Here is a 24,149-nt window from a genome sequence, read left to right on the forward strand (position 1 = left end):
TTAAATGAGGTGGAGAGGGCGCCGGTTTTGCCCTTTCATCGGATGTTAAATCCACAGGCGATAAGATTGCCCCGTCCGGAGGATTCCACAGGTCAGGGATTGCAGCGTGCCAGAAACCAGTCAACAGGAAGCCAGGCCCGGGCTGGATTTCGGCGCGATTCGCAGGGTGCTGGTGGTCGATGACAGCCGCCTGCAGCGGCGTATTCTGGTGGCGTCGCTCAGGAGATGGGGGTTCGAGGTTCTTGAGGCCGATAGTGGCGACGCGGCCATTTCCCTATGCGCCGATCAATCGCCCGATCTGGTGCTCAGCGATTGGGTGATGCCGGGGATGAGTGGGCTGGAGTTCTGCCGCGCTTTTCGCGCGATGGGCACCGAACACTACAGCTATTTCATACTGCTCACATCCAAGAGCGAAAAGCAGGAGGTTGCACGGGGGTTGGATGCCGGGGCTGACGATTTCCTGATCAAACCGCTGGAGGCGGATGAGCTGCGCGCGCGCATTTCAGCCGGGGCCCGCATTCTGGACATGCAGCGCGAACTGTCCCGGAAAAATCGTATGATCGAATCTGCCCTGGAGGAACTGAAGCTTGTTCATGATGCAATCGACAAGGATCTGATGCAGGCCCGCAAGATCCAGGAATCCCTTGTCCCAGAACTGACGCGCACGTTTGGCAAGTCTCGCGTCAGTCTGTTGTTGAAACCGTGCGGTCATATTGGTGGCGATCTGGTGGGTATGTTCTCACCTGGCGTCAATCGGTTGGGGTTCTACAGTATCGATGTGTCTGGGCACGGTATCACCTCGGCCATGATGACGGCGCGGCTGGGGGGGTATCTGTCCAGCAAGCACTTTGATCAGAACGTCGCGATGGAGCGGCGATTTGACAAGTTTTACGCTCTTTTGCCGCCCGAAGCGGTTGCTGAAACGCTCAATTCCCGGCTGATCGCGGATGCGGGGATCGAAGAGTATTTTACAATGGCCTACGCCATCATCGACCTGCGCTATGGCCACCTCAAGATGGTGCAGTCCGGGCACCCGCATCCGCTGCTGTTGCGCAAGGATGGCAGCACCGAGTTTCTGGGGGATGGCGGGTTGCCCGTCGGGTTACTGTCAAACGCATCCTTTCATCAATTCGAGACGTATCTAAACCCCGGTGACAAGCTGTTGCTGTATTCAGATGGCTTTACGGAGTGTCGTCTGGCCGAAGGCGGGCTTCTGGATGAGGACGGTTTGCTGCGGATGGCTCAAGACTGCGCTGCTGATCGGGGCGGGCCTGAATTTCTGGACGACATGTTCTGGCGACTGACGCAGGTCATGCCACCTGATGCCAGGATGGAGGATGATGTCTCGGCAGTGTTCTTCGAGTACAACGGACCCTAAAGGCCTGCGAGGTGCCGACCGGCAAAATGGCGGTCACCATCGTTGCCCAGCAACTCGACCGCATCGGATGTGTCCATCCACAACGCTTCGTGAAACGCTTCGGTCGGCGGACCCATACGCCGCACGGGCCTGGCGCGATAGATCAGGCACATCTTTTCGGCCCAAAGGTCATATTCCGGCATATAAGTGAACCGACGAAAGGCGCCGATGCGCCGCGGATCGGAAATCGTCCAGCCGGTTTCTTCATACACTTCGCGATGTAGGGCCGTCATGGGTGACTCGCCGGGGTCGATTCCTCCGCCGGGCAGTTGAAGATCCGGTCCGGGTTCGGTCTGGCAGGTCAGCAACAGATGCCTGCGCCGAGGCAGCAGGGCATAAACGCCGACCCGCCGCGTGTATTTTCGTCCGGGCTGCGGGGTTTCACCGAACCGTCTGATCATGTATGGCCCCTTTCAACCCATTTTGTTCGACCTATATGGTGGCGGTATGCCAACCCGTGGCGTGTAAGGAAACCCCATGTCTCTTGGAACCAAAATCGCGTGGGACGATACCGTCCTGCCCTTTCAGCTTGATGTATCGGACATGCGCGGCCGCGTGGCCCGTCTGGACGGCGCGCTGGACGGGATTCTGAAGCAGCACGACTATCCGGAGCAGGTCGAAGCACTGGTGGCCGAGATGGCCCTGCTGACCGCATTGATCGGCCAGACCGTTGCGCTGCGCTGGAAGCTGTCGCTGCAGGTGCAGTCCAAGGGGGCGGTGCGTATGATCGCTACGGATTACTACGCCCCACAAACCGAGGGCGAGCCGGCCAGAATCAGGGCCTATGCCAGTTTCGACCGGAACCGGCTAAGCGATGGTGTCGCCTTTGATCAGGTGGGCGAGGGGTATTTCGCGATCATGATCGATCAGGGTGAAAACACGCAACCGTATCAGGGGATCACGCCTTTGGCGGGCGGATCACTAAGCGCTTGCGCCGAAGCGTATTTTGCGCAGTCCGAACAGCTGCCGACCCGGTTTTCGCTGAGCTTTGGAAAATCGACAGAACCCGGCGTGGGTGAGCACTGGCGCGCTGGCGGTATCATGCTGCAGCACATGCCCAAAGCGTCGCCTTTTGTGGCGTCTGGCGAAGGTCACGGTGACATCCTGTCCGCCGACGATCTGGTCGACTGGGCCGAAGGTGAAAACTGGGGCCGGGTCAACATCCTTCTGGACACGGTCGAGGATCTGGAACTGATCGGGCCATCAATCGCTCCGACAGACCTGTTGGTCCGCTTGTTTCACGAGGAACAGCCACGCGTCTACGACGCGCAGGCCGTCCAGTTCGGGTGCACCTGTTCCGAGGATCGCGTGCGGCAAAGCCTGTCGATCTATTCGGCCAAGGATATCGAAAAGATGACCACGCCCGAGGGAAAAGTAACGGCTGACTGCCAGTTCTGCGGGGCCCACTATGTGCTGGACCCCGCAACAGTCGGCTTTGACGCCGAAGGCGCCAAGGGTGGATGACCCCACTGAACAGATCCGGGCGGCGCTTGGTCGCCCCGGTCACAGCTCGAGCGACTTTGACCTCAACCTGGAAACCGTCCTGCCGCCGGGGCGCAAGCTGCGCCCTGCTGGCGTTCTGGTACCGATCTCCGTCGTCAGTGGAGCGCCGCGTCTGATCCTGACCAAGCGGTCCTCGGCCCTGAAACACCATCCCGGTCAGATCGCCTTTCCCGGCGGCAAGCAGGATGACGGAGATGCAGATGTAACAGCGGCGGCCCTGCGCGAAGCCCACGAAGAGATTGGCCTGCCCACAGACCTGCCCGAGATTCTGGGGTTCTTGCCGACTCATGAGACGGTAACATCCTTCTCTGTGACGCCGGTGGTAGCGATCGTGCGCGAAAGCTTTGCGGCAATCCCGGAACCCGGAGAGGTGGATGAGGTGTTTTCCGTTCCTCTGTCGCATGTGTTGAATCCTGCCAATTACCTCATCGAGTCACGCCAGTGGCGCGGCCAGCGACGAAAGTACTTCACAGTGCCGTTCGGCCCCTATTACATCTGGGGCGCAACCGCCCGCATTTTGCGGGGGATGGCGGCACGGGTGAATGAATGACGCGGATCGAAGAGGATTGGGTGTCCGAACCGGCGACCCAACAGGTGTGCACGGCCCTCACGGCCTCTGGAGCACAAGCTTTGTTCGTGGGAGGATGCGTCCGAAACGCCCTGCTGGGTGCGCCGGTCTCTGATATCGATATTGCGACGGATGCCCGGCCTGAACAGGTGGTTGAGCTGGCCCAAAAGGCTGGGCTCAAGGCGATTCCCACGGGAATCGACCACGGGACGATCACGGTCGTCAGCGACGGTATTCCGCACGAAATAACCACCTTTCGACGCGACGTGGAAACGGATGGCCGCCGCGCCGTCGTCGCCTACGCCGAAACTGTGGAAGAAGACGCTGCGCGCCGGGATTTTACCATGAACGCGATCTATGCGCAGCCTGATGGAACCATACTGGATCCGCTTGGCGGGTTGCCGGACCTCACGGCACGCCGTGTACGGTTCATCGGCACAGCCGCGCACCGCATTCGCGAGGACTACCTGCGCTCGCTGCGGTACTTCCGGTTTCACGCCTGGTACGGGGACGCCGGAAACGGGTTCGATGCTGAGGCTCTAGCGGCGATTGCGGCAAATCTTGACGGGCTGTCGGCTTTGTCCCGCGAACGCGTGGGGGCCGAACTGCTGAAACTGCTTGGGGCGCCTGACCCGGCACCGTCTGTCGCCGCGATGCGCAGCACGGGGGTCATGGCGCAGGTTCTTCCCGGCGCGGATGACCGGGCGCTGGCACCTTTGGTGGCCATCGAACAGGCGGCAGGTGCTGCGCCCGACCCGGTGCGTCGGCTGGCGGCCATTGCAACGCCGGAAGACGCGGCGACCCTGCGCCTGAGCCGGGCGCAACTGCAACGCCTCACACGCATGCGGGACGAGGCCTCGGCCTCGACCAGCGTGGCTGAGTTGGGCTACAGGTACGGCGACGAAGGCGGGCTGCATGAAACCCTGTTGCGGTGCGCGCTTTTCGAACACCCTTGGTCCGAGGACTTGCGGATCGCCTTGCATTCGGGCGCCGAGGCGCGATTCCCAATAAAGGCCACCGATTTGATCCCGGATTTCACAGGCCCTGCGCTGGGCAAGAAACTGGCAGAGCTTGAGGCGCGCTGGATTGCCTCGGGGTTTCAGCTGACCCGCGAAGATTTGCTGACCGGCTGAAACGAAGTCTCAAAAGGGGATGACAAACAAATTTGTTTGTGGTTACTTGCGCCTGTCACTTGATTTGGAGGGAGGCATGCGAATGTATTACGGGATCTGGTTCGGCTAAAGCCGGAACGCTCGACCCGTAGGGGTGGTGTTCTGGCGCCATCTTTCTTCGCACGCCCTTAAAGTCTTGCTCAATCGGAGCACCCTTCATGTTTCGCTATTTCGAAAACCTCGTTGACCCTTTTGTCGCCTATAAGGAATCCGACACACCGCCGACCCGGCTGTGGCCATTCATGCTGGACTACTCGCAGCCCTTTATGCGGGTGTTTTTCTGGACGGCGCTTATCTCGATAATCGTTGCTGGCGTCGAGATTGGCCTGATCTATTACATGGGTCGCGTTGTCGACCTGTTGGGCGGCTCGCCAGCCGAGGTCTGGCAGGATCACGGTACCGAACTGCTGTTGATGGCCGCGTTCATTATGCTGTTGCGTCCCATCCTGCATTTTGTCGACGTGCTGCTGTTAAACAACACGATCCTGCCGAACTTTGGCACGCTGATCCGATGGCGGGCCCATAAGCATGTTTTGCGTCAGTCCGTTGGATGGTTTGAGAACGATTTTGCCGGACGGATCGCAAACCGCATCATGCAAACGCCGCCTGCGGCGGGTGAAGTGGTGTTTCAGGTTTTTGACGCGATTTCATTCTCGCTGGCGTATCTGATTGGCGCGGCCATCCTGTTGTATGCGGCAGATCCGCGCCTGCTGATCCCGCTGCTGATCTGGTTTGCCTTCTATGCTCTGCTGGTGCGCTGGACGGTCCGGCGTGTCGAACCTGCATCCAAAGCGGCCTCGGACGCACGCTCGACCGTGACCGGGAGGGTGGTGGACAGCTATACCAACATCCACTCGGTCAAGATGTTTGCACATGACACGCAGGAACTGGATTATGCGCGTGAGGCTATCGAAGAGACACGTCGCACGTTTCAGGTAGAAATGCGGATTTTCACCATCATGGACGCCGTTCTGGTGACTTTGAACGGCCTGTTGATCGTTGGTGTTGTCGGTTGGGCCATTTACCTGTGGATGCAGGGCAGCGCGTCGGTTGGCGTTGTTGCTGCCGCAACCGCGTTAACGCTTCGGCTGAATGCCATGACCGGATGGATCATGTGGGCGCTGACCAGTTTCTTTCGCCAGCTCGGTATCGTTGCCGAAGGCATGGAGACCATCGCGCAGCCCATTGATCTGCTGGACGCTGCCGGGGCCAAACCGCTGCAACTGACAACCGGCGAGATTCAGATCCGGGATCTGTCGCACCACTACGGTCGGGACACCGGCGGGCTGGACCACATCAACATGACCATTCGGCCCGGCGAAAAGATCGGCCTGATCGGGCGGTCGGGCGCCGGGAAATCAACGCTGGTCAAGCTGTTGTTGCGGTTCTATGACGTGGAACGTGGCGCGATCCTGATCGACGGTCAGGACATCTCGGGCGTGACGCAGGACAGCCTGCGCAGCCGGATCGGTATGGTTCAGCAGGACAGTGCCCTGCTGCACCGGTCGGTTCGCGACAACATTCTGTATGGACGGCCGGATGCGTCTGAGGCGCAGATGATCGCCGCCGCCAAACAGGCCGAAGCGCATGAGTTCATTCTCGACCTGCAGGACCCGCAGGGGCGCACCGGCTATGATGCGCATGTGGGCGAACGCGGTGTCAAACTCAGCGGTGGTCAGCGGCAGCGGGTGACGTTGGCGCGGGTGATCCTCAAGGACGCGCCGATCCTTTTGTTGGACGAGGCGACATCCGCCCTAGATTCCGAGGTTGAAGCGTCGATTCAGGAGACCCTCTACGGCATGATGCAAGGCAAAACCGTGATAGCCATTGCCCACCGGCTGAGCACGATCGCTCAGATGGACCGGATTCTGGTTATGGATGCCGGACGGATTGTTGAGGAGGGCGCGCATTCCGACCTGCTGGCGCAGGGCGGTCTATACGCTCAGTTCTGGGCGCGGCAATCCGGCGGTTTCATGAACCCGGAGGCCGCTGAATGAGGATTGCCGACCTCATCAACCCATTCAAGAACATCGAAACGCCCCCACCGCAGACGTTGGGGGCGTTCATTCGCTGGAGCCTGTCCGGGGCGTGGCCGATGCTGTTCGTGGCGGCGTTCTTTTCGGCACTCGCCGGCGCGATGGAGGCTGGCACGGCCTGGATCCTTGGACGGGTCATTGATGTGGCAACATCCAGCGGGCCTGAGAATTTTCTGACAGCTGAGAACATGTGGATGATTCTGGGTGTGGTGGCATTCTTCATGTTGTTGCGGCCCTTGCTATTTGGGCTGTCGTCGGTGTCCAATAATTACATTGTCATGCCGAACATCCCGCCGCTGGTTCTGGCCAAACTCAACCGCTGGACGCTGGGGCAGTCGGTGACCTATTTCGATGACGATTTTGCCGGGCGGATCGCTCAGAAACAGATGCAGACATCCAACGCGATGGCTTCTGTGGTGTCCGAGACGATCAGTGCGATTGTCTTTGCACTCGCCTCTCTCGCGGGGTCTTTGCTTTTATTAGGCTCTATTCACCCGCTCGTGATGTTGCCTTTTGTAGCATGGCTGGCAGTGTATTTCCTGCTGGTGCGGTGGTATCTGCCGCGTATTCGCATGCGGTCGGCGGCACGGGCCGGTGCACGGGCCATGGTCTCGGGACAGGTGGTCGACACGATCACCAATATCAAAACTGTCAAGCTGTTCGCGCATTCCGCGTTCGAGGATCAGGCCGCGCGAAACTCCATGGTCGAGCTGCGTGAAAGGTCGTTGGATTTCGGCAAACTGTCGGCCAGTTTCCGATTCATTTTGATGACACTGGCCGGGATTTTGCCCGTTCTGCTGTTGGGTGCCACCCTGTTGCTCTGGCAGGCTGGAACGGCCACCGCCGGAGACATCGTTGCGGCGGGCGCGGTCTCGATCCGTATCGCGCAGATGACTGGCTGGGTCAGCTTTACGCTGATGGGATTGTACGCGAACGTGGGTGAGATCGAGAACGGGATGCAGACACTGGCCAAACGGGACCGTGTCGAGGATGTGGCGCAGGCGGTGGACCTGAAGGTAGTCAAGGGTGGCATCACGTTTGACTCGGTCAGCTTTGCCTATGGGCGTGACATTGGCGGCGTGACAGAGATTCACCTGAACGTGCAGCCGGGCGAAAAGCTGGGTATTGTCGGTGCATCCGGAGCCGGGAAATCAACCTTGGTGTCCTTGTTGTTGCGGCTCTATGACAGGGAAAATGGGTCCATCCGCATCGATAGGCAGGACATATCGCAAGTTACTCAGGACAGCCTGCGCCGCCAGATCGGAATGGTTACGCAGGAAACTGCGATGTTCAATCGCTCGGCCCGCGAAAACATCCTCTACGGTCGCCCTGATGCAACCGAAGAAGAGCTGATCCAGGCCGCGAAAAAGGCCGAAGCTCATGATTTCATACTGGGGCTTCAGGACGCCCGCGGACGCACGGGGTATGACGCCCATCTGGGCGAACGCGGCGTAAAGCTCAGCGGCGGCCAGCGCCAGCGGATCGCTTTGGCGCGCGCAATTCTCAAGGATGCGCCGATCCTGGTGCTGGACGAAGCAACGTCGGCACTTGATTCCGAGGTCGAAGCGTCGATTCAGACCGCATTGCACCGCGTCATGCAGGGCAAGACCGTCCTCGCAATCGCACACCGGTTGTCGACCCTCAGCGAGATGGACCGCATCGTCGTTCTGGATCACGGGCGTATCGTGGAAAGCGGAACCCATGATGTCCTGCTTGAAAAGGGCGGGCTGTATGCAAGGTTCTGGCATCGCCAATCAGGCGGGTTCATTCAGGCTGAGGCCGCCGAATAAGGGGTTTTGTTGCGCACCAACCCCCGGTATCAGGCGTCCATGACCCAGCAATTCACCATAAACCGCCTTGGACATCAGGGCGACGGTGTCGCAGATGGGCCGGTCTACGCGCCACGCACCCTACCAGGCGAAGTGGTCACCGGCACACTGCTGGGTCAATTTCTGGAAAATATTCGCGTCCAGACTCCATCCGAAAACCGTGTGCAAGCCCTCTGCCGTCATTACAAATCGTGCGGGGGCTGCCAATTGCAACACGCATCCGACGCGTTTGTCTCCGACTGGAAGGTAGACGTGGTTCGCACCGCGCTGGCCGCGCAAGGGCTTGAGGCCCCGATGCGGCCGATCCACACATCGCCGGACCGATCCCGGCGCCGCGCCACAATTGCTGTGCGACGCACCAAAAAGGGCGCGTTGGCCGGGTTCCACGCCCGCGCATCTGAGACGATCACAGAGATCCCGGACTGCCAGCTGCTGGACCCCAAGTTGATCGCTGCGATCCCTCTCGCCAAAGAGCTGGCGGTATTGGGCGGCAGCCGCAAGGGCGTTCTGGCCGTTACCCTGACCCTGTCCGAGGGCGGTCTGGACGTTGCGGTCAAAGGTGGCAAACCACTGGACGGCCCGCTGGAACTGACCCTGGCTCGGATCAGCGAAAAGCATCTTTTGGCTCGCCTGAGTTGGGACGACGAAGTCATTGCCACGCGACACCCGCCGGTTCAGCGCTTTGGCACCGCTGATGTCACGCCACCGCCCGGCGCTTTTTTGCAAGCCACCGAGGATGGAGAACAGGCTCTAATACAGGCCATTCGTGAAGCGACGCAGGGAGCTCGGCGGATCGTTGATCTGTTTGCCGGGTGCGGGACGTTTTCATTGCCACTGGCGCAAACCGCCGAGATACACGCGGCTGAAGGCGACGCCGCGATGACCAAGGCGCTGGAGCAGGGTTGGCGAAAGGCAAAAGGGCTCAAACAAGTCACCACCGAGGCGCGCGACCTGTTTCGCCGCCCACTGATGCCCGACGAGTTGACGCGGTTCGACGCCGTTGTTCTGGATCCGCCTCGCGCGGGGGCCGAAGCGCAGGTCGCCCAGCTGGTTCAGGCCAAACGCCCGGTCATTGCCTATGTATCCTGTAACCCGGTGACCTTTGCGCGCGACGCAAAAACCATTGTTAACGCGGGTTACACCCTTGAATGGGTACAGGTCGTTGACCAATTTCGATGGTCGTCACATACGGAACTTGCGGCGCGGTTTGTGCTGAACCCCGCATCTTGAGCAGACAGGAGACAGGCAGAATGGGGTTCAGACAGCGTTTGCTGACCGTTATCGAGGCTCCGGCTTTCAGCCGCTTCATCACTGGTGTGATCATCTTCAACGCCGTGCTGTTGGGCATGGAGACATCACCGACGCTGATGGAACAGGCCGGGCCGCTGATCGTGTTTCTCGATCAGGTCTGCCTGGCGATTTTCGTTGCCGAAATCGGCTCAAAACTAATCGTCACAGGGCGCAGGTTTTTCACAAGTGGCTGGAACATCTTTGATTTCGTGATCGTCGGCATCGCTCTGATCCCAGGCGGCGGGGGTCTGTCGGTGCTGCGAGCGCTGCGAATCCTGCGGGTGTTGCGGGTCATTTCCGTTGCCCCGCGATTGCGCCGCGTGGTCGAGGGGTTCATTTCAGCACTACCCGGAATGGCCAGTGTCTTCCTGCTGATGGCCATCCTGTTTTACATCGGCGCGGTGATCGCAACCAAACTGTTCTCACAGTCCTTCCCCGTATGGTTCGGCGATCTTGGTCTGTCGGCCTACACCCTGTTCCAGATCATGACGCTGGAAAGCTGGTCCATGGGGATCGTTCGGCCGGTGATGGATGTGTACCCGTATGCCTGGATGTTCTTTGTGCCCTTCATCATGGTCACAACCTTTGCGGTGGTGAACTTGCTTGTGGGTCTGATCGTGAACTCGATGCAGGACGCCCATCATGCCGAGGATGAAGTGAAAACCGATGCTTATCGCGATCAGGTGCTGGAGCGGCTGGAAATCATCGAACGCCACTTAATTGAGCAGTCGAACATGAAAAAGTGATTTCAGTTTATTGTTTTTTTGGCATAATAGTTCCCAAAAAACAGCAGGCAGTGAAAACATGGATCGTCGAGCATTTGGATTGGGGGCAATGGCAACGCTGAGCTTATCGGCTTGTGCCTCAGCCAGCCCAAAATTTCTGACCTATGATGGTCCCGAGGTGACCTCTTTGGTCGTCAACAAGGGCGCGCGCAAACTCTATCTTTTGCACAATGAGCAGATCCTGCGGGAATACGAGGTGGATTTGGGATTTGCGCCCGACGGGACCAAGACCAAACGTGGGGACGGCCGCACACCCGAAGGCACCTATCTCATCGACCGCCGCAACCCGCGCAGCAGCTTTCATTTATCGCTGGGTATTTCTTATCCCAACTCGCAGGACATCGCGCAGGCCAAGGCTGCGGGTGTCGATCCCGGTGGGGACATATTCATTCATGGCCAGCCCAATCGACGCTCGGAATATAAGCGTGCGAAAAAGACGCCGGACTGGACCGCGGGCTGCATCGCCGTCAAGAATGACGAGATGGAAGAAATCTATGCGATGGTGAACCGGGGCACATTGATCACCCTGCGCCCTTGAGGCAGGGCTAAGCCGGCACCCAGTTGCCAAATCCAAACTGCATATAGTCACGCGGATACGCCTCGGCCGCCAGCGCCTCAAGCCGGGCGTCATATATCTGGCCCAAAGTGAATGGCGTGTCTGGCGTGTTTTGTCCCGGTTGCGGCGGAGCCGCATGCCCCAGCCTGCGCGCCAGATCGGGTAGTGCGGTGGGCAACTCTTCCTCCCTGAGGATCAGATCGGGCGCGGCAAATCCGGACATCCCGTCCAGCGCTTGCGATTGGCTGCACCATGTTCCGTCCACCCGGATCGGTGTCTGCCCATTTAGGTTCTGGCGCAGGAATGTCAGGAACGCTGCAAACGCATCATAATGCTGATCTTGCGAGTAGTTGTTTGCCCGCACCTGACCGGGGATCGGCAATTTGAATCGGTTGCGCAATGTGTGTCGGATCACGTGATAGCTGTCAGAGCCTTTGTCCAGAATGCGCGTACAAAAAGCGGTATGCGCGCGGGCTAAGGGGTGCCGTAGGACGGTGAACTTGCGATGGCCCGGGTGCGATTGCATCCAGTCCCGAACCTGTTTGCGGCTTTGATCCGTGATCAGACCGTCGATGCCAACGGAATCCAAGTCCGCGAGCCACTGATTGACCACTGGTTCTATACCGCTGCGCAACGGCAGATACATCACAGGCGTCGCAGGGGCCGCGATGTAGGTCCCGACCGCCGGGCTGCGACGCGGCTCGTAATTCGGCGTCCGGTACAGGTTGAAGCCATCCATTTCGGACAGGGCCTGCTCCATCTGATCGGGGTTGGTCACCTTTGACCGGGGCGGGGCCGGGTTTTGCGGCTTTAACGTATCGTCCAGACCAGTCAACCGTGCCGCAACCCCCAGCCAGGCCGCCAGACCGTTCAGAATGTCCAACTGGTTCAGATCGTCATAGCCAATGAAGAACGGCGTCTGGCCCGACTTTTGCAGGTGGGCAAGCAGAAACTGATGATAATCCTGCAGTTGCTCAACGTATTCTAAGAACTCCTTGGCAAGAAATTCGACCTGCGCGTCGAGACGGCGTTTGATGTTCTTCAGCTGCCACTGTTTGGTTTTTCGCGCGATCTTGAGAGACAGGTAGCTGTCCAGTGGATTGCGCGTCAGAATGATCTTGGCGCAACGAGGATCGTTCAGGGCCGGCTCCAGAACGCGGGCGTCATGGTCCCGAAAATAACGGAATCCACCCAAGCCCTCTGAACCGTTCCGAATGGCCGTGATGAGCCGGGATGGATCGGCATCGCGTTCGTCCAGCGATACGCCCAGCAAGTCGTTGGATTTCAGGCGGCCGATGAAGTGTGGATTGAACGCCTCGCCATGACAGGTCACACCGTCAAGCGCGTTCAGATTGGCTTCCAGCAGGTTCGAACCGGTGCGCATGGCGGCCAGAATAATGAAATAGTCGAACTTCGCAGACATGCGTATTTATTGAACCAAGTAAGGTTTGCGGAAGGGTTTTGTCTGGGACCCGAACACATCGTCTGCTGGAAAATCGCCCATGAGATAGGGGTGCATGCCCTGATTCTTGAGGTTTTGCAGGAATTGCCCGAAACCGGACAGATCGACCATGGTCGGGGCCTCGGTCAGGTGGCTGAAGTGTTGCGGCCCGATTTCCTCGGTGACGGATTGCAGGGGTTCCATCGGCGATTCGACAAATTCTGCCAGAGACCAGCTGCGCACTCTTGCTTTGGTCCAGACGGATGTCAGAATCTCAAGCTGTTTGGTTTCGATTTGCTGCAGGCGCGCGGCCTCGTTACGGATATCGGCAAAGTTCATGTTCGACCGAAACAACGGGATGGCCCAGGCACCGGTGATGACCGATATCTGTGCATTCTTGTCACGGGCCAGAAACCAGTTGACTTTTTGCGTGTCGGTCGGCCCGAACTGAAAGCACTGGCGCTCGCCGCGCGTGTTCCAGATCAGGTTCGACAGAAATGCCGTCGGGTTGTAATCGCGCAGTGTCGCGCAGTCGCTGAGCGCACCATTGGTTATTGTCTCGCCCTGGGCGAACTCGGCCCGCTCCGGTCCAAAAAGATGCCCGTGCACCTTGGCACCGGTTGTCTGCGTCAGCCAGGGCTCGAAGTCTTCGAACAGTTCGGTGAACCCCTGAAACACGGAATACCGCGACGAGGTCAGACCATTCTCGCTGCCATGTCGCGGAAAGCGACTTTGCATGTACAACCCGTCCCGGCCCCGGGTGCGCCGTTCGACCGCCTTGGCAAACAGGCGGTCGATCTTGCCCGGATTCGGTTCCGCCGGTTTCATGGCACCAGCCGCATCCGTAAGAAAGGACTGGTAGAGACGGTCGGCACGCCACCAGATTTTTCGAGCGACAAAGCAATCGGACCGGCGTAACAGTTGCAGGTGATCGTCGTAAAAGATGTGCGGGCGTCCCTGATAGTCGAACTTGGACAGAGTCAGCGACCGACTTTCGATATGTGTGGAATAAAGCCGCGCCAAGGTTTGGAAATAGCTTTCATCCGGTATCCAGACGTGGCGAAAATACGTGTCGTATGTCTGGCGTTTGGGGTCTTGCAGAATTGCGGACAGGGTTTGCCGGGTCAAACACCACCACTGGCTTCCCATGTGAGGTACCAGACCCTCCGGGATGCGCCGGCGGATGCCCAGGGCGCGTTGCAGTTTGACATACCGGTCAAACAGTTTGCGGTGTTTGCGCCAGGAAAACGGGAAGCGCAGCGTAAAGCGTTCGTGATCCAGCCCGCCGATGGTCCAGCTGACATCCGCCGTGGTTGCGCTTTCGATAAAGTCGACGCGAGGTCGGTCGGACAGATAGTCGATCAACTCCTGTACCGGGCGCAGCGGCAGGCAGGCACCCGAGGACAGGAATACATGGCGGACATCCGGGAAGTCCTTGAGCATCTGCTCTGACGCGGATTGTGATGCCGCAACAATGCCCCAGCCTCCCCATTCACAGGTGTGACGCTCGGAAAACGCAATCTGCGGATCGTCCGAACAGGCGCTCACAAATTCGGAATACACATCGTCGGGCACTTTGCGATCGACATGGATCACCACGGGGCATCCCGCCTTGGTCCAGTGGCGGGCGACCTGTTCGGCGCGGTCCAGTGCCGTGTGTACCAGCATGACGATGCCAAGACTGCTCATGCCCAGTTTCCTTTGGACATAAGACCCAGAATCTCGAGCTGCCGCCAATTGATGTACTTTTCGGACCGGTCACACCAAAAGACCGGTTTGCTCTCTAGCTGCTCGGCATAGGCCTTGTACTCGCCGGACCTGCGATAATGCTCGCCTCGCTGCAGCTCCTCCCGCGCTTTTTCACCCAGCGTGTCGATCAGCTTGGCATGCAACAAGGCACCGCTGGTCTTTTCCCCACCCCATTCATCGTAGACCTGGTTCAGGCCCCGCGGCAGCAGGGAATGGGTCGAGCTGACATAAACATAGCGCCGATCCCACTTCACCAGGGGAATCTTGTTCAGCGCTGGTGCTTTAGACGGGGTCTCCTGAAAGAAAACCCGTGCGCGCGGGCCGCCCTGAATCCACAGGTTCCCGTAGTCCGGATTGCGCGTGATCATGTAGTTACCGGAATCGAACCACCGCGCAATTTCGAACGGGTCCTGCCCCTCGTGATAGGGTTGATCGTCGACAGGGCCTTGCGGATACATGTCGATCAGCATAGTTCCGAAACTGCGCACGGCGCATCCGTCCAGCCAATCGGTCAGCGCGCGGATCGGGCGCGTGTCGCAGAACGGATAGATAAAGAACTCATCGGGATCGACGGTTAGAACCCAGTGCCCGTGCGCATATTTGCGTAGCAGATAATTGGACCAGTCAATTCCGAAGGTCGAGCGACGATAGCTGGTCGTCGTGCGCCAGACAGACACATCGGGTTGCGCCTGTAGAAATTCAAAGCTGCCATCGCCGCTGTCATTGTCGACGAACAGAAAGTGGTCGATGCCCAGCGTGCGGTAATAGTCCAGAAAGAAAGGCAGGCGGATCTTTTCGTTGCGCACGACGCTCATCAAAAGCACGTCGCCGGGCTGGATTGCATCCGTATTGGCGCTGGCAGGCTTCAATTCGTGACGCTTTTTCAGGCAGCGCAGAATACGGCGCTTGCGCCGCAATCTCATCCGGTAAGAGTCCAACAGGCTCACGTGACTGCCCAACCTTTGTTTTTAACGCGAGCGACCCCCTGGCCCGCCAAATTCTGTTTGGTGCCGGGATATTGAGGTTTTATGCCACTTTTGCATCTTTCGAGGCAACGGATTTAAAAGACGTTAGTTTCCGGCATGGTATTTTGGTCCTTTTTGTTCTGCCCTCAGGCCCAACCGCCATCATTCATCAACCCAAGCTGCTGCAACTGCTTCCAACCCGTGTAGCGTTGGGACTCGGGGGCCCACATAACGGGCCGACTGATAATTCCATCATAGTAAGGCGCGAATTGGTCGGGATCGTGAAAATGCTGGCGCCGCTGTTTTTCGATCCGGGACTTTTCAACAACTTCCGGCAGAAACTTTGTATGCAACAAAACACCCGACGGCGTGTCACCGTCCGGTCCATCATAGAGTGTGTTCAGATATCTGGGTAGGGCCGAATGACAGGAATTCACAAAAGCATAGTGTCGCGACCATCGAACCAACGGGATCTTGTTCAACGTGGGTGAGCGTTTCCGGGTTTGGGCAAAGAACATGCGCTCACGCGCGCCGCCCTGAACCCACAGATTGCCCATTGGGCTTTGTCGCGCAGCGCGGTATGGCGCGGCATCGAACCAGCACAGCGTCTTGGTGGGGTCTGTTTCCGGATCATGATCCTGAGTGCCCAATGGTCCTTTCGGGTAAAGATCCAGCATCAGCGCCCCGAATGCGGACCGCCCGGTCTGGTCCAGCCAGGCCTTCAGGTCCTGCAGGGACCGCGTTTCGTGATGGGCGTAGATCAACAACTCGTCCGCATCCGCCATCAGGGTCCAGTGTCCATGGCCATACCGCATCTGTAACCATGTCAGCCAGTCCAACCCGTATCGGGCCGCGCGATAGCTGGCATGGGTCTGCCACAGTGACACATCCGGTTGATCCAGCAGGTACTCGACCGATCGATCGTCGCTGCCATTGTCCACGATCAGAAAGTGGTTCACGCCAAGCCGGCGATAGTGGCGGAAGTACCAGGGCAATCGGTTGATTTCGTTGCGCAGCGTCGTGAAGGCCAGAATATCTCCGCGCGCGATCTGGCTCGTTTTATCCTTAAGATTGGACAGCTGCGTGCGACTGCGCAGAGACCTCCACAACAGGCGACGGCGTTTCCAGCGCAGGCGGTACTTTTGCGCCCAGCTAATCTGAGGCAGAGCATGAGCCGCCGCGCCGGTCATCACCGCACCCTCACTTTTCGTAATGTCCGGTTTGGTGCCAGCGCCATGCATCAGTGATCATAGTCTCTAACGTGGACCTTTTTGGCGTCCAGCCCAGCTCCGTTTCGGCGCGGGCCGAACCGGAGACGAGTTTGGTGCAATCGCCAGCGCGTCGCGGACCGATGATATGGGGCACCGGTCGGTTGGTGACGGATTTTGATTTGTCGATCACTTCGAGCACCGAGAACCCCGAGCCGGTCCCAAGGTTAAAAACGCGGCTGCCTTTGCCGTTTTCCAGCCACTCTAAACCCAGCACATGCGCGTCGACTAGATCGCAGACATGCACATAGTCGCGGCTGCAGGTGCCGTCCGGGGTATCGTAGTCGGTGCCAAAAACCGTCAGACCATCCCGTTTGCCATCAATTGCGTCCAGCATCAGCGGGATCAGATGCGTCTCTGGTCGATGGAATTCACCGACCTCACTATCAGGGTCTGCACCGGCCACGTTGAAATAGCGAAAGATCACATGGCGCAGCCCATGTGCGGCCTCGAAATCCCTAAGGATATCCTCAATCGCGCGTTTTGATGCGCCATAAGCGTTCAGAGGGTGCTGAGATGTGTTTTCATCCAGAACAACGTTGTCATGGTCGCCATAAGTCGCGCAGGTCGACGAAAAGACGAAATCCAGACATTCGGCTGCAACCGCCGCCTCGATCAGGGCCAGCGATCCTGTGACATTGTTCGACCAATACCTGCCGGGCTCTTGCATCGCTTCACCCACCTGGCTCAGAGCCGCAAAATGCATGACCGCGGCGGGTTGGTGTTTGGCAAAAACCTCATCCAGCCGCGCCCGATCCAGCAGGTCGCCGTGCTCAAACGGGCCAAACTTCACCGCGTCCTGCCACCCGGTGATCAGGTTGTCGTAGGTCACCGGCGTATAACCTGCCCGCGCCAACGCCTTGCAGGCATGCGATCCAATGTATCCGGCGCCACCGGTTACCAGTACAGTCGACATGAGCGATCCAATCCCTGCTTGTCAGGCCAGCCTAGGTTATGCGGGGAAGCGGCGTAATGGGGAAAACGGGTCACTCCAACCCCATGGCGGCCATCATCTCCTCAATCTTCGGCACGTCCTGCGGGTTGTTCAACTCCCAGAACTGGCGGCCTTTAGCCTCGACCTCGACACACAGAACCTTGCGGCCGTTTTCCATGAACCTCAGTTGTTCAAGACCCTCAAGCTGTTCCAGTGGTCCGATTGGCCAACCGGGATACGCGGCCAGCGCGTCCGGACGATAGGCATAGACACCAACATGATGAAACACCGGTGTGGGCGCATCCCCGCCATAAGTCTGCGCCGTGTAGGGCACGACCTCTTTTGAGAAGTACATTGCGCTGTGATCGGCGGCAAACACGGCCGTTGTCCCGCCGACGCGCCCGTGTTTGCGGTCGTTCAACAGGCTGTTCAGCGCGTTGCCATCGCAGCGCAGCACCGGTGTCGCGACCCCAGCATCCGGCGCGGAACGCAGGCCCGAAATCAGGTCTTCCACGAACCAGTGCGGCGTCAGTGGCGCATCGCCCTGCAGGTTCACCACTATCTCGTAACCGCCGCCCAACACCTCGTGGGCTTCAGCACAGCGTTCGGTTCCATTTCCGCAGGTCTCGGACGTCATGACAACCTCGGCCCCGAACCCTTCGGCCACGTCGCGAATGCGGTCGTCATCCGTGGCGACGACAACGCGGTCCACGCCTGAAACCGACTTGGCCGCGCGCCAGGACCGTTCGATCAGCGTCACCGCAGTTCCATTTGCTCCGCTCAGGGGCACCAGCGGTTTGCCGGGATAGCGGGTTGAGGCGTATCGGGCAGGTATCGCGATCAGAACCGACATCAGGCCTCTTTCAGCTCCACACCCGGGGCATAGGCGATAAAAAACGGGTTTGCATAGCCGTCTTTGCCGTACGCCAGCGGCGTATGATCGTCAAAGCGGACCACGTGGCCACCTGCACCGGCCAGCACGGCGTGTCCTGCGGCGGTGTCCCACTCCATCGTGCGTCCGACCCTTGGGTAAATGTCGGCCTCACCCGTTGCGACAAGGCAGAATTTCAGCGAGGAGCCCGCGCTCTTGCTGTCCTGCACCTGATACTTATTGATGTAGTCGTCGGTGGCCTGATCGCGATGGGACTTGGAGGCCACGACCAAAAGGGCGGAATTGTCCGGGTTAGAGACTGATATAGGGGCTGAATCGCCAGGCTGGTCTTTGTTCAGCGCCCCGGTTTCCTCGACCGACTGACCATCGGCCTGCGTATAAAACATGCGGCCGCGCGCGGGTGCGTAAACCACGCCCCTTGTTGGCACACCGTTCTCGACAAGCGCGATGTTGACCGTGAAATCGCCGCGCCGGTTGATGAATTCCTTGGTACCGTCCAGTGGGTCGACGATCAGGAAGGTATCGCCCTTTTTTGCGTGTGAAGCGGCCTGTTCTTCGGTCACCAGAAGGATGTCGGGAAAGGCTTGACGCAGGCCGGCCGAGATCAGGGCGTCGGCGGCCTCATCCGCCTCCGTCACGGGGCTTGAATCTGATTTGACCTTCACGTCGAAATCATCCGCCTCGTAGATCTCCATGATCTTGTCACCGGCCTCAATGGCCAGCCGCCGGATGACTGGAATAAGGGCGTCATAGGTCACAAAAAAGCTCCGTTCCTGTGGTTTGTTGATCCGAAATCCTGACGGACTTATGATGTGCCGGTTACAGAACGGCAAGATATTCGTGCCAGAATACAGGCGACAAGGCGGGAAAGATCCTTCGAGTGTTCTATTTCAAGCGAAATCAAACGCTGTTGGGCGGCGCATTCACAACCGCGGAACTGGTGTTTCACGCGGTGGTGCGCAATGTGCGCGCGCAGCACGCTAATGCCGTGATCGCGATCCTGATCAACATCTTGCAGATCGTCGTCATGGCAACTGTATTTTATTTGATCATGTCTTTTATGGGCACCCGTGTGGCCAAAATCCGGGGTGAGTTCATTCTGTATGTTCTGTCCGGTGTTTTTTTGTTCATGACACATGTCCAGTCGGTTGGTTCTCTCACCGGTGTGGGGTCCGCCAATAACCCGATGATGCTGCACTCGCCGATGAACGTGATGGTCATGATTCTGGCGGCAGCCTTTGGGACACTTTACAAGCAGTTGATGGCCATTCTTGTAATCCTGTTTATCTACAGCGTCGCGGTGGCACCCTTGGATATTCAGGACCCCGGTGGGGCGTTTGCCATGTTGATATTGGCCTGGTTCACCGGGTGCGCCGTAGGGCTGGTGTTTATGGCAATCAAGCCATGGTTTCCGACGACTGTTACGATGATCAGCAACATTTACAGACGCATGAACATGGTGTTCTCGGGCAAGATGTTTATCGCCAACGCGCTTGGGGGCAGTCTGTTGATGATGTTCGCCTGGAACCCGCTGTTTCATATCATCGATCAGTGCCGCGGGTTCGTGTTCCGCAACTACTTTCCGCGCAACACCAGTTGGGAATACGCGCTTTGGGTGGGGATTACCCTGCTGATGATCGGGCTGCTGGCTGAGTTTTTCACCCGCAAGCATGTTTCACAAAGCTGGAATGCACGCCGCTAACGCGCCACGCGCATCGTCAGGTTGATCCGCCCGCCTTTCGGCAGCAAGCGCGACGATCCGTGTCGGATTCGGTCCACGCCGTGATAGGTCAGACGCGCCGGGCCGCCCATGATTACGACGTCACCTGAATTCAACCAGATCGATTCCGTTTTGCCGCCGCGTGATGTGTTGCCGATGCGGAACAACGCATCATCGCCCAACGACACGGACAAGACAGGCCATGAAAAATCCGCCTCGTCCTTGTCCTGATGCAAGCCCATTTTTGCGCCGTCTCCGTAATAGTTGATCAGACAGCAATCCGGGGCGCGATCCGCACTGACAAGATCACGCCAGACATCCAGAATCAGGTCGGGAATGTCGGGCCAATGCCCGCCCTTTGGGTGTTCGTCCTGATATCGATACCCGGATCGGTCGGTGACCCAGCCGAGATCGCCGGCCGAGGTCATGCGCACCGACATTTCCTTGCCCGAGGGTGTGATCGGGCGGAACAAAGGCGCCTCCTTCAGAATCGGTCGCAGAGCCTCGACCATCTGTGTCTGCGTTGCGGCATCCAGATACCCTTTTCTGATATCGAACCCCCGCAAAAGCACCCGCGTCATTCAAGAAACCCCATTCCTTTCCAAATCCTTGCCAAAAAGGCTTCAGATTCCCGAAAACCTGCTTTTCTGAACGCTTGCAGGCCTCTCATCACGCCCTTATATACGCCGGGACGCGCGATGGTGTAGGGCCGTTGCGCATATCAAATCGGGGCCGGGATGCCATAACGGGTCTATGCCTCGGGACATCGCCTTGAAGAGAAAGGGATTAAAAACATGGGAAAAGTAATCGGGATTGACCTAGGAACCACCAACTCGTGTGTGGCCATCATGGACGGCTCGCAGCCGAAGGTCATCGAAAACGCCGAAGGGGCGCGGACCACGCCCTCGATCGTCGCTTTTACGGAAGATGAGCGTCTGGTCGGTCAGCCTGCAAAACGTCAGGCGGTCACCAACCCCGACAACACGATCTTTGGCGTCAAACGCCTGATCGGTCGTCGCGTGGATGATGCCGAAGTCGAAAAAGACAAGAAAATGGTGCCCTATGCCATCGTCGATGGCGGCAATGGCGACGCGTGGGTCGAAGCCCGCGGTGAAAAGTACTCCCCAAGCCAGATTTCGGCCTTCACTCTGGGCAAGATGAAGGAAACCGCCGAGAGCTATCTGGGTGAGGAAGTTACACAAGCCGTCATCACCGTTCCGGCCTATTTCAACGATGCTCAGCGTCAGGCCACCAAAGACGCCGGTAAAATCGCCGGTCTGGAAGTGCTGCGGATCATCAACGAACCGACAGCTGCTGCACTGGCCTATGGTCTGGACAAGCAGGAAACCCAAACCATCGCGGTCTATGACCTTGGTGGCGGTACCTTCGACGTGACCATTCTGGAAATCGACGACGGGTTGTTCGAAGTTAAGTCGACCAACGGCGACACATTCCTGGGTGGTGAAGACTTTGACATGCGCATCGTCAACTACCTGGCGGAAGAGTTCAAAAAGGAACACGGTGTCGATCTGTCTGCCGACAAAATGGCCCTTCAGCGTCTGAAAGAAGCCGCTGAGAAAGCCAAGATCGAACTCAGCTCGACCTCGCAAACCGAAATCAACCAGCCGTTCATCTCGATGGGCGCCAACGGCCAGCCGCTGCACATGGTCATGAAGCTGACCCGCGCCAAGCTGGAATCGCTGGTGGGCGACCTGATCAAGAAATCCATGAAGCCGTGCCAGGCCGCCCTGAAAGACGCTGGCCTGTCGGCTGGCGACGTGGACGAGGTTGTTCTGGTCGGTGGTATGACCCGGATGCCGAAAGTGATCGAAGAGGTTACCAAGTTCTTCGGTAAAGAGCCGCACAAGGGTGTGAACCCGGACGAAGTGGTCGCTATGGGCGCCGCCATTCAGGCCGGTGTTCTTCAGGGCGACGTCAAAGACGTGGTTCTGCTGGACGTGACCCCGCTGTCGCTGGGCATCGAAACGCTGGGTGGCGTGTTCACCCGCCTGATCGACCGCAATACGACCATTCCGACCAAGAAGTCTCAGGTCTTCTCGACCGCCGAGGACAACCAGAACGCCGTGACGATCCGCGTGTTCCAGGGTGAGCGTGAAATGGCCACGGATAACAAGATCCTGGGTCAGTTCAACCTCGAGGACATCCCGCCCGCCCCGCGCGGTCTGCCTCAGATCGAGGTGACGTTTGACATCGACGCCAACGGCATTGTCTCGGTTTCGGCCAAGGACAAAGGCACTGGAAAAGAGCAGAAGATCACCATTCAGGCATCGGGTGGCCTGTCGGATGATGACATCGAAAAGATGGTCAAGGACGCCGAGGAAAACGCCGAGGCCGACAAGCAGCGCAAGGAGTTGGTCGAGGCCAAGAACCAGGCGGAGAGCCTGATCCACGCGACCGAAAAGTCAATGGAAGAGCACTCGGACAAGGTCGACCCGACCACCATCGAAGCCATAGAACTGGCGATTGCCGCGCTCAAGGACGAATTGGAAACCGAGAATGCCGACAAGATCAAATCGGGCATTCAGAACGTGACCGAAGCGGCGATGAAGCTGGGCGAAGCGATCTACAAGGCGCAGTCGGAAGAGGCAGATGACGAGCCGGCAGCCGCCGATGCCGCACCGGGCGATGACGACATTGTCGATGCCGAGTTCGAAGATCTGGACGACGACAAGCGTAAATAACGGTTAACCGGGCCAATTCGGGCCGGTCCGGTTGCCGGGCCGGCCCGTATACGTTGAGACATAAGGAACCACTGATGTCAAAACGCGACTATTACGATGTGCTCGGCGTGTCCAAGGGCGCATCGTCGGACGAGATCAAGAAAGGCTTTCGTGCGAAGGCCAAGGAATTGCATCCCGACCGCAACAAGGACAACCCGGATGCCGAGGCCCAGTTCAAGGAAGCGAACGAAGCCTATGACATCCTGCGCGATGCCGACAAAAAGGCTGCTTATGATCGCTTTGGCCATGCGGCCTTTGAAAACGGTACCGGCGGTGGTCGTCCGGGCGGTGGATTCGGACAGGGCGATTTCTCTAGCGCGTTCTCGGATGTCTTTGACGACCTGTTTGGCGATTTCATGGGTGGCCAGCGGGGTGGCGGTGGACGCCGGGCCGCGCGTGGTTCAGACCTGCGCTATAACCTGCGTGTGACGCTGGAAGAGGCCTATGCCGGTCTGCAAAAAACCATCAATGTCCCGGCCGCCGTGGCCTGTTCGGCCTGTGATGGAACCGGCGCCGAAGGAGGCGTTGAGCCGGTGACCTGTCCGACCTGTTCTGGTATGGGTAAGGTGCGCGCTCAGCAAGGCTTCTTCACGGTTGAACGCACCTGCCCGACCTGCAACGGCCTAGGTCAGATTATCAAAAATCCATGTAAAGTCTGCGGTGGTTCTGGCCGGGTGGAAAAAGAACGTGCCTTGTCTGTGAACATCCCAGCAGGCGTCGAAACCGGAACCCGTATCCGGCTTGCGGGCGAAGGCGAAGCAGGCATGCGCGGCGGCCCTCCGGGCGATCTTTATATCTTCGTCGAAGTGTCCGAGCACAAACTGTTTGAACGTGACAGCGTCAACCTCTATTGCCGCGTTCCCGTCAGCATGGCCAAGGCCGCGTTGGGCGGGTCGATCGAAGTTCCCACCATCGACGGTGGCCGCGGCCGAATTCAGATCCCGGCGGGCAGCCAGTCTGGCCGTCAGATGCGACTGCGCAGCAAGGGTATGCCGGCCCTGCGCGGTGGTGGTGTTGGGGACATGTTCATCGAATTGGCCGTCGAAACACCGGTCAACCTGACCAGCCGGCAGAAAGAACTGCTGCGCGAGTTTGACGATTTGGGGGAAGACAACCACCCCGAATCCAAAAGCTTTTTTTCGTCCGTAAAGTCGTTCTGGGACGGAATGAAGAGCTGAAATCATAGCCCAGATCACCAGGAGAGGCCGGTCTTTTTGGACCGGCTTTTTTTGTGGTATAAGTCCAGTTTGGCTGGTTACTGCGGCGTATTGGCCCTTGATTCC

21 protein-coding genes are annotated in these 24,149 nt (G+C 58.5%); 12 read left to right on the top strand and 9 right to left on the bottom strand.

Annotation, left to right across the window (positions count from 1 at the left end; translation table 11 throughout):
- The first annotated feature begins 106 nt into the window (after positions 1-106).
- Complete coding sequence (locus tag ACR3ES_RS02945) at positions 107-1,378, top strand: SpoIIE family protein phosphatase (protein ID WP_170431500.1); 1,272 nt, start codon at positions 107-109, stop codon at positions 1,376-1,378.
- Here the strand turns inward: ACR3ES_RS02945 and ACR3ES_RS02950 are convergent.
- Positions 1,375-1,818: an NUDIX hydrolase gene (locus ACR3ES_RS02950; RefSeq protein WP_170431498.1), complete on the bottom strand. Its 444-nt coding sequence runs from the start codon at positions 1,816-1,818 to the stop codon at positions 1,375-1,377. The two genes, ACR3ES_RS02945 and ACR3ES_RS02950, sit on opposite strands and share 4 nt — an antisense overlap.
- Before the next feature lie 76 nt (positions 1,819-1,894).
- On the opposite strand from ACR3ES_RS02950, the gene hslO reads away from it, so the two are divergent.
- From hslO to ACR3ES_RS02990, 8 genes are all read left to right on the top strand, one after another.
- A complete protein-coding gene (gene hslO / locus ACR3ES_RS02955) occupies positions 1,895-2,881 on the top strand; it encodes an Hsp33 family molecular chaperone HslO (RefSeq protein WP_480424772.1) in 987 nt (328 codons plus the stop codon).
- On the top strand, positions 2,874-3,470 hold the full coding sequence (locus ACR3ES_RS02960; RefSeq protein ID WP_480424774.1) for a CoA pyrophosphatase: 597 nt from the start codon (positions 2,874-2,876) through the stop codon (positions 3,468-3,470). The genes hslO and ACR3ES_RS02960 overlap by 8 nt, the downstream gene beginning before the upstream one ends.
- Entirely contained in the window at positions 3,467-4,621 is a 1,155-nt protein-coding gene (locus ACR3ES_RS02965) for a CCA tRNA nucleotidyltransferase (protein ID WP_170431492.1), read from the top strand. Before ACR3ES_RS02960 ends, ACR3ES_RS02965 begins: the two co-directional genes overlap by 4 nt.
- A 197-nt stretch (positions 4,622-4,818) precedes the next feature.
- Positions 4,819-6,657 (top strand): ABC transporter ATP-binding protein, encoded by a 1,839-nt coding sequence (locus ACR3ES_RS02970; protein ID WP_170431490.1) that lies wholly within the window; start codon positions 4,819-4,821, stop codon positions 6,655-6,657.
- The gene (locus ACR3ES_RS02975) at positions 6,654-8,486 is read left to right on the top strand and encodes an ABC transporter ATP-binding protein (RefSeq protein ID WP_480424776.1); all 1,833 of its coding nucleotides are present in this window, start codon (positions 6,654-6,656) and stop codon (positions 8,484-8,486) included. Before ACR3ES_RS02970 ends, ACR3ES_RS02975 begins: the two co-directional genes overlap by 4 nt.
- A 39-nt stretch (positions 8,487-8,525) precedes the next feature.
- The gene (locus tag ACR3ES_RS02980) at positions 8,526-9,755 is read left to right on the top strand and encodes a class I SAM-dependent RNA methyltransferase (protein ID WP_170431486.1); all 1,230 of its coding nucleotides are present in this window, start codon (positions 8,526-8,528) and stop codon (positions 9,753-9,755) included.
- A 20-nt stretch (positions 9,756-9,775) separates the two neighbouring features.
- Positions 9,776-10,561, top strand: coding sequence for an ion transporter (locus tag ACR3ES_RS02985; protein WP_170431484.1), 786 nt, complete (start codon positions 9,776-9,778; stop codon positions 10,559-10,561).
- Between the two features lie 58 nt (positions 10,562-10,619).
- Positions 10,620-11,138, top strand: coding sequence for a L,D-transpeptidase family protein (locus tag ACR3ES_RS02990; RefSeq protein ID WP_170431482.1), 519 nt, complete (start codon positions 10,620-10,622; stop codon positions 11,136-11,138).
- 7 nt (positions 11,139-11,145) lie between these two features.
- Here ACR3ES_RS02990 and ACR3ES_RS02995 read toward each other — a convergent pair whose 3' ends face one another.
- The 7 genes from ACR3ES_RS02995 to cysQ form a co-directional block, all read right to left on the bottom strand.
- Positions 11,146-12,579: a sulfotransferase family protein gene (locus tag ACR3ES_RS02995; RefSeq protein WP_170431480.1), complete on the bottom strand. Its 1,434-nt coding sequence runs from the start codon at positions 12,577-12,579 to the stop codon at positions 11,146-11,148.
- Between the two features lie 6 nt (positions 12,580-12,585).
- Positions 12,586-14,286 (bottom strand): DUF5927 domain-containing protein, encoded by a 1,701-nt coding sequence (locus ACR3ES_RS03000; protein ID WP_170431478.1) that lies wholly within the window; start codon positions 14,284-14,286, stop codon positions 12,586-12,588.
- A complete protein-coding gene (locus ACR3ES_RS03005) occupies positions 14,283-15,269 on the bottom strand; it encodes a glycosyltransferase family 2 protein (RefSeq protein ID WP_170431721.1) in 987 nt (328 codons plus the stop codon). The genes ACR3ES_RS03000 and ACR3ES_RS03005 overlap by 4 nt, the downstream gene beginning before the upstream one ends.
- A gap of 188 nt (positions 15,270-15,457) precedes the next feature.
- Positions 15,458-16,501, bottom strand: a complete 1,044-nt coding sequence (locus ACR3ES_RS03010; protein WP_170431720.1) for a glycosyltransferase family 2 protein — start codon at positions 16,499-16,501, stop codon at positions 15,458-15,460.
- A gap of 10 nt (positions 16,502-16,511) precedes the next feature.
- Positions 16,512-17,495, bottom strand: coding sequence for a UDP-glucose 4-epimerase GalE (galE, locus tag ACR3ES_RS03015; RefSeq protein WP_480424779.1), 984 nt, complete (start codon positions 17,493-17,495; stop codon positions 16,512-16,514).
- Positions 17,496-17,565: 70 nt separating this feature from the next.
- The gene (locus tag ACR3ES_RS03020) at positions 17,566-18,366 is read right to left on the bottom strand and encodes a 3-deoxy-manno-octulosonate cytidylyltransferase family protein (RefSeq protein ID WP_170431475.1); all 801 of its coding nucleotides are present in this window, start codon (positions 18,364-18,366) and stop codon (positions 17,566-17,568) included.
- The gene (gene cysQ, locus ACR3ES_RS03025) at positions 18,366-19,163 is read right to left on the bottom strand and encodes a 3'(2'),5'-bisphosphate nucleotidase CysQ (protein WP_170431473.1); all 798 of its coding nucleotides are present in this window, start codon (positions 19,161-19,163) and stop codon (positions 18,366-18,368) included. The genes ACR3ES_RS03020 and cysQ overlap by 1 nt, the downstream gene beginning before the upstream one ends.
- 122 nt (positions 19,164-19,285) lie before the next feature.
- Between cysQ and ACR3ES_RS03030 the strand changes: the two genes are divergently transcribed.
- Complete coding sequence (locus ACR3ES_RS03030) at positions 19,286-20,107, top strand: ABC-2 transporter permease (protein WP_170431471.1); 822 nt, start codon at positions 19,286-19,288, stop codon at positions 20,105-20,107.
- On the opposite strand, the gene ACR3ES_RS03035 is transcribed toward ACR3ES_RS03030, so the two are convergent.
- On the bottom strand, positions 20,104-20,706 hold the full coding sequence (locus ACR3ES_RS03035; protein WP_480424781.1) for an alpha-ketoglutarate-dependent dioxygenase AlkB family protein: 603 nt from the start codon (positions 20,704-20,706) through the stop codon (positions 20,104-20,106). The genes ACR3ES_RS03030 and ACR3ES_RS03035 overlap by 4 nt on opposite strands.
- 213 nt (positions 20,707-20,919) lie before the next feature.
- On the opposite strand from ACR3ES_RS03035, the gene dnaK reads away from it, so the two are divergent.
- A complete protein-coding gene (gene dnaK, locus ACR3ES_RS03040; RefSeq protein ID WP_170431469.1) occupies positions 20,920-22,827 on the top strand; it encodes a molecular chaperone DnaK in 1,908 nt (635 codons plus the stop codon).
- A 74-nt stretch (positions 22,828-22,901) separates the two neighbouring features.
- Positions 22,902-24,044, top strand: a complete 1,143-nt coding sequence (gene dnaJ, locus ACR3ES_RS03045) for a molecular chaperone DnaJ (RefSeq protein ID WP_170431467.1) — start codon at positions 22,902-22,904, stop codon at positions 24,042-24,044.
- Positions 24,045-24,149: the final 105 nt, after the last annotated feature.

Source organism: Ruegeria sp. B1 (assembly GCF_056535885.1).

What these genes read in the sequence shown, in the direction of transcription:
- ACR3ES_RS02950 (WP_170431498.1), bottom strand. Translation starts at nt 1,818, where the DNA reads ATGATCAGACGGTTCGGTGAAACCCCGCAGCCCGGACGAAAATACACG.
- hslO (WP_480424772.1), top strand. Translation starts at nt 1,895, where the DNA reads ATGTCTCTTGGAACCAAAATCGCGTGGGACGATACCGTCCTGCCCTTT.
- ACR3ES_RS02965 (WP_170431492.1), top strand. Translation starts at nt 3,467, where the DNA reads ATGACGCGGATCGAAGAGGATTGGGTGTCCGAACCGGCGACCCAACAG.
- ACR3ES_RS02970 (WP_170431490.1), top strand. Translation starts at nt 4,819, where the DNA reads ATGTTTCGCTATTTCGAAAACCTCGTTGACCCTTTTGTCGCCTATAAG.
- ACR3ES_RS02975 (WP_480424776.1), top strand. Translation starts at nt 6,654, where the DNA reads ATGAGGATTGCCGACCTCATCAACCCATTCAAGAACATCGAAACGCCC.
- ACR3ES_RS02980 (WP_170431486.1), top strand. Translation starts at nt 8,526, where the DNA reads ATGACCCAGCAATTCACCATAAACCGCCTTGGACATCAGGGCGACGGT.
- ACR3ES_RS02985 (WP_170431484.1), top strand. Translation starts at nt 9,776, where the DNA reads ATGGGGTTCAGACAGCGTTTGCTGACCGTTATCGAGGCTCCGGCTTTC.
- ACR3ES_RS02990 (WP_170431482.1), top strand. Translation starts at nt 10,620, where the DNA reads ATGGATCGTCGAGCATTTGGATTGGGGGCAATGGCAACGCTGAGCTTA.
- ACR3ES_RS02995 (WP_170431480.1), bottom strand. Translation starts at nt 12,579, where the DNA reads ATGTCTGCGAAGTTCGACTATTTCATTATTCTGGCCGCCATGCGCACC.
- ACR3ES_RS03000 (WP_170431478.1), bottom strand. Translation starts at nt 14,286, where the DNA reads ATGAGCAGTCTTGGCATCGTCATGCTGGTACACACGGCACTGGACCGC.
- ACR3ES_RS03005 (WP_170431721.1), bottom strand. Translation starts at nt 15,269, where the DNA reads ATGAGATTGCGGCGCAAGCGCCGTATTCTGCGCTGCCTGAAAAAGCGT.
- ACR3ES_RS03010 (WP_170431720.1), bottom strand. Translation starts at nt 16,501, where the DNA reads ATGACCGGCGCGGCGGCTCATGCTCTGCCTCAGATTAGCTGGGCGCAA.
- galE (WP_480424779.1), bottom strand. Translation starts at nt 17,495, where the DNA reads ATGTCGACTGTACTGGTAACCGGTGGCGCCGGATACATTGGATCGCAT.
- ACR3ES_RS03020 (WP_170431475.1), bottom strand. Translation starts at nt 18,366, where the DNA reads ATGTCGGTTCTGATCGCGATACCTGCCCGATACGCCTCAACCCGCTAT.
- ACR3ES_RS03035 (WP_480424781.1), bottom strand. Translation starts at nt 20,706, where the DNA reads ATGACGCGGGTGCTTTTGCGGGGGTTCGATATCAGAAAAGGGTATCTG.
- dnaK (WP_170431469.1), top strand. Translation starts at nt 20,920, where the DNA reads ATGGGAAAAGTAATCGGGATTGACCTAGGAACCACCAACTCGTGTGTG.
- dnaJ (WP_170431467.1), top strand. Translation starts at nt 22,902, where the DNA reads ATGTCAAAACGCGACTATTACGATGTGCTCGGCGTGTCCAAGGGCGCA.